Consider the following 3,625-nt stretch of genomic DNA (forward strand, 5'->3'; position numbering starts at 1 on the left):
CGTCGGAGCGGTTTGTTGCGGATCCGTTTGGTCCGGCGGGGTCGCGGATGTATCGCACCGGTGATTTGGCGCGCTGGACCGTCGACGGGGTGCTGGAGTTTTTGGGCCGTGTCGATGATCAGGTGAAGTTGCGTGGTTTCCGTATCGAGTTGGGTGAGATCGAGTCGGTTCTGGCCGGGCACGCTTCGGTGTCCCAGGTTGCGGTGGTGGCGCGTGAGGACCGTCCCGGCAACAAGCGGCTGGTTGCTTACATCGTTCCGGCAGCCCGAGACGGTATGGACGTATCGGTGCTGCGACAGCATGTGGCTCGGTCGTTGCCGGATTACATGGTGCCGTCGGCGTTCGTGGTGCTGGAGGCGCTGCCACTGACGTCGAACGGCAAGTTGGACCGCCGAGCCCTCCCGGCGCCCGTCTTCAGCACGACGGTGGCGGACCAGGAGCCGACCGCTCCGCTGGAGCGGCAGCTCTGCGAGGATTTCGCCGCGGTTCTGGGTCTGGAGCGTATCGGCCCTGACGACGACTTCTTCGCGCTCGGCGGCGACAGCATTCTGGCCCTGCAGGTCGTGGCGCGCGCGAAGCGGTCCGGCATGGTGATCTCCCCGCAAGACGTGTTCCAGTGCAAGACGGCGCGCGGCGTGGCGGCGGCGGCGACCTCGCTGGCCGAGGCAACGCAGGATCCTGACGACGGCATCGGCGTGATCCCGCTCACCCCCATGGCGCGGTGGCTGTACGACGGCGTCGGCCCCGTCGACCACCACCACCAGGCGACGGTGGTCCAGACCCCGGCCGGTCTCACGATCGATACCCTGCGCGCCGCGCTCCAAGCTGTCGCGGACCGTCATGACATGCTGCGTCTCAAGGTCACCGCCGCCCCCGCGACCGGCACGCCCGTCCTCGAAGTCCAGCCGCGTGGCGCGGTGGACGCCGGCACCCGGATCACGCGGGTCGATCTGGCCGGCCGGCCGGCGGCCGAAGCCGGCCCCGCCATCCGCGCCGAACTCGCGGCCGCGCCCCTCCGGCTGGCCCCCGAGGACGGTGTCGTGTTCACCGCGACCTGGTTCGACGGCGGGCCCACCGAGCCGGGCCGACTGCTGTGGATCGTGCACCACCTGGCCGTGGACGGCGTGTCCTGGCAGATTCTGATCCCGGACCTGGCAGCAGCCTGCACCGCGGTGGCCGCGGGCACAGCCCCGGTCCTGAGCCGCCCGGGCACCTCCTTCCGGCAATGGGCGAGCCGGCTGCCGAGCCTGTCCCAGCACCCCGACCGAGTCAGTACCCTGCCGACCTGGGTCACGGCGCTCACCGCCGCGCCGTCCATCGGGCCCTTCGCGCCCGCCCCGGACCGCGATACCGTCGCCACGCTCGAACACCTCACGCTGTCGTTGCCCGCGGACCAGACCGCGGTCCTGGCCGCCAAGGTGCCGGCCGTGTTCCACGCGACACTCCAGGACGTCCTCCTCACCGCGCTCTCCCTGGCGGTCGCGGACTGGCGACGCCGTGCCGGCGGGGTTCCGGACGCGCCGGTGGTGCTGGACGTGGAGACTCACGGCCGGGACTCACTGCCCGGGTCGGCCGACCTGTCCACCACCGTCGGCTGGTTCACGAGCCTGTATCCGATGGCGCTCGACCCCGCGGTCGACGACTGGTCAGACCTGTGGGCCGGCGGGTCCGCGGTCGGCGACAGCTTCAAGCGGGTCAAGGAGCAGATCCGCGAGAGCAGTGCCCACGGCCAGGCCTTCGGCCTGCTGCGCTATCTGAACCCGGACACCGGCCCGGAACTGTCGCGTCTTCCGAGCCCGCAGATCCTGTTCAACTATCTCGGACGGGTCGAAGTCACCTCCGGTTCCGCCGGGCGGACCTGGGCCCCGGTGCCCGAGTTCGGCCTGGCCGGCGGTGCCGACCCGGCCGCCGCCGTGCGGCACGCCGTCGAGATCAATGCCCTGACGGAAGGCCGCGATGACGAGTCCCGGCTCACCGTCCGCTGGTCCTGGCCGGCGGCGCTGTTCCCCCGGGAGACGATCGGCGACCTGGCCGAGACTTGGTTCCGCGCGCTGGGCGCGCTGATCCGATATACGGAACGGCCAGGCGCGGGCGGCCTCACGCCCTCGGACCTCTCGGTGACCGGCATGAGCCAGAGCGAGATCGACGCTCTGGAAGACGAACTCGGCGAGTGGAGCGACCTGTGACTGGCAAGCCGCGCATCCAAGACATCCTGCCGGTGTCCTCCTTCCAGGAGGGCATGCTCTTCCACTCCCAGTTCGACCTCGCGGGCGCGGACGTCTATATGGTCCAGTGGGTCTTCGATCTTCAGGGTGCTCTTGACGCGGCCGGCCTGCGCCGCGCCTCCGAAGCCCTGCTGCGCCGGCATCCCAACCTGCGGGCGGCGTTCCGCCACCGCGCGACCGGCGAACCGATCCAGATCATTCCGACGGAGACCGCTCTTCCCTGGCGGGAGGTCGACCTCAGCCACCTTGACCGCGAGGCGGGTATCGATGAGGCCGATCGTGTTCTGCACCAGGAGTACACCACCCGCTTCGCCCCGGCGCGGCCGCCACTGCTGCGCTTCACCTTGATCCGTCTGGCCCCGGACCTGCATCGTCTGGCCCTGACGAACCACCACCTGATCCTCGACGGCTGGTCGATCCCGCTGCTCATGCGGGAGCTGTTCGCCCTGGCCCTGTTCGGCGTGGACGAGTCCGCGCTCCCGCCGCCCATTCCCTACCGGAACTACTACGCCCATCTCGAATCCCGTGATCACGAGGTGGGCCGCAAGACCTGGAGCGCGGTGCTGGCCGGCCTCGACGGCCCGACCCGAGTGGCCGGATCCGCGGCCCACGAGGCCTCGGCCCGCCCGATCCGGCTGGCGGCCGAGCTGTCCGCCGAGGAGACCACCGAGCTGGTCCGACAGGTGCGGGGTCACGGCCTGACGCTGAACACCGCGATCCAGGGCGCCTGGGGCATCGTCCTCAGCCGCCTCACCGGCCGCGACGACCTCATGTTCGGCGCCACGGTCTCCGGTCGCCCCCCAGCCCTGGACGGCGCCGAGTCGATGATCGGGATGTTCATCAACACCATCCCGGTGCGGATGCGCGTCGACCCCGCCGAACCACTGTTCGCCGCCCTCCAGCGACTGCAGGACGAGCAGGCGCAGCTGCTCGACCATCAGCACTTCGGCCTGTCAGAGCTGCATCGTCTGGCCGGGGTCACCGAGTTCTTCGACACCTGCGTCGTGTTCGAGAACTATCCGCTCGATCCCGACTCCGCGGAGCTGTCAGGGACCGGGCTGAGCCTGGTGGCGGTGGACGTGAAGGACGCCGCGCACTACCCGATGAGGCTCGTCGTGGTGCCGGGGGAACGGCTGAGGTTGTGGCTGGACTACCGGCCGGACGCGGTCGACGCGAGGCTGGCCGAGCAGGTTCTGGGCTGGCTGCGGCGGCTGGTGCGAGCCGTGGCGACCGATCCCGAACTGGCCGTGGGGCGGCTGGAGTTGCTCGATGCGGCCGAGCGTCACAAGGTACTGACGGAGTGGAACGACACAGCTCATGCGGTGCCTGATGCGACGTTGGTGAGTCTGTTTGAGGAGCAGGTGCGGCGTTCGCCGGAGGCTGTTGCCGTTGCGTTCGAG

2 protein-coding genes are annotated in these 3,625 nt (G+C 70.1%); both read left to right on the plus strand.

What is annotated here, in order from left to right; all coding sequences use genetic code 11:
* On the plus strand, positions 1-2,186 hold a 2,186-nt coding region (locus tag IZR01_RS48610), incomplete at its 5' end, for a condensation domain-containing protein (RefSeq protein WP_194927828.1).
* The coding region (locus IZR01_RS48615) for a condensation domain-containing protein (RefSeq protein ID WP_323747322.1) at positions 2,183-3,625 on the plus strand (1,443 nt) is incomplete at its 3' end. The genes IZR01_RS48610 and IZR01_RS48615, both read left to right, overlap by 4 nt.

Source organism: Catenulispora pinisilvae, from assembly GCF_015356865.1.
GTDB classification, from domain to species: Bacteria; Actinomycetota; Actinomycetes; order Streptomycetales; family Catenulisporaceae; genus Catenulispora; species Catenulispora pinisilvae.